This is a genomic window from Streptomyces sp. NPDC127106 (assembly GCF_042677605.1).
Taxonomy (GTDB): domain Bacteria; phylum Actinomycetota; class Actinomycetes; order Streptomycetales; family Streptomycetaceae; genus Streptomyces.
Window position 1 is genome coordinate 1 of record NZ_JBHXTC010000138.1, and the last position, 1,466, is coordinate 1,466.

Genomic DNA, 1,466 nt, shown 5'->3' on the forward strand with positions numbered 1-1,466 from the left:
GGGGGTGGGGGGGGGGGGGCGCGGCGTGGGGGGGTGTGTGGGGGTGGGGGGGGGGGGGGGGGGGGCGCCCCCCCGGCGGGGGGGGGGGGCCGCGGCCCCCCCCCCCCCCCCGGAGGGTGAGGAAGGCGTGGGCAGCGGTGACCAGGGTGACGTGATGGTGCCAGCCGCGCCATGTGCGGCCTTCGAAGTGGTCGAGGCCCAGGCCGTGCTTCATCTCGCGGTAGTCGTGCTCGATCCGCCAGCGGATCTTGGCCAGGCGCACCAGGCGGCGGATCGCGGTGTCGGGCGGGAGATTGGTGAGCCAGTACTCGGTCGGCGTGCTCTCGCCGGGTGGCCATTCGACCAGCAGCGTCTCGACCGGCAGGACGCCGTCCCAGGCGGCGCTTCCGCCCGCGTCGGCAGCGGCGAACGCCCGGGGGATCTTCCCCGCGGGCCGCACCTGCAGGGCCCAAAAGCGCGAGCGCATCGCCCCGCGACTTCCCTGGCGCCAGGTGACTTGCCGAAACGCCCGACGCCCGCCGGCGGTGGCGAGCTCGCGCAGGGAGACGGAGTCGGTGCGGTAGCGGGGCAGTGTCCTGCGGCCGGCGCCGCCGTAGGCGGGTGCCACCGGCTCCGCGTCGAAGGGGTGCGCGGTCTCGTCCCCGCGTACCGCCACGATGTAGTCCAGTTCTCGGGAGCGCAGAGCATGGCGGAAGGCTGCCGACTGGCCGTAGCCCGCGTCGGCGACCACGACCTGCGGGGCAAGCCCCCAGGAGACCAGCTCGTCGAGCGCGTCGATCGCCAGCCGCCACTTCTCGACGTGCCCGATCTCTTCCGGCAGGCCGGTCCGCTCCCGGCGGGGATCCTCGCGGCCGTCCCAGTCCGGCGGCACGAACAGTCGCCAGGACAACGGGCTGGATGCCTTGTCGGTCACAGCGTGGACGCTCACCCCGACCTGGCAGAGCGAGCGCTTGCCCAGCGCGCCGCAGTACTGCCGGGACGTCGCCACCGACTGGTCTCCAGCCTTCGGGAATGAAGTGTCGTCGATCACCCACGCCGCGGGGGCCAGGGCAGCAGTCATCTTCGCGGCGATCTGCCGTAGCACCGGTATGTGGTCCCACGGCGACTGGCTGACGAACTGCTGCAGGGCCTGCATGTTCCCGTCCGGCAGCCGTTCGGCCATCGGCTGGACCGACTTGCGCCGCCCGTCCAGCATCAGCCCCCGCAGGTAGCAGTCTCCTTGCCGGCGCTGGTCCTTGCGTGCCAGCGACGCGAACACCTCGGCCACGAAATCGCCGAGATCCGCGCGAAGCGCCTCCACCTCACCAAGATCCACGAGCCGCAGCATGCACCGCCACAACCCCCAAGATCAAATCAACCTAACGAAGTACTACTAGGTAGTGTCTGGAGTTCAGATCATGACTGCGGTGCGATGCTGCGGAGCCAGAGCATCGCACCGCACAGATGCAGTCCGGCCTCGTAGCTCT

1 protein-coding gene is annotated in these 1,466 nt (G+C 71.5%); it reads right to left on the reverse strand.

Annotated elements, in window-relative coordinates; genetic code table 11:
* The coding region (locus ACFVGY_RS37835) for an IS701 family transposase (protein ID WP_385687137.1) at positions 1-1,315 on the reverse strand (1,315 nt) is incomplete at its 3' end.
* Positions 1,316-1,466 lie beyond the last annotated feature (151 nt).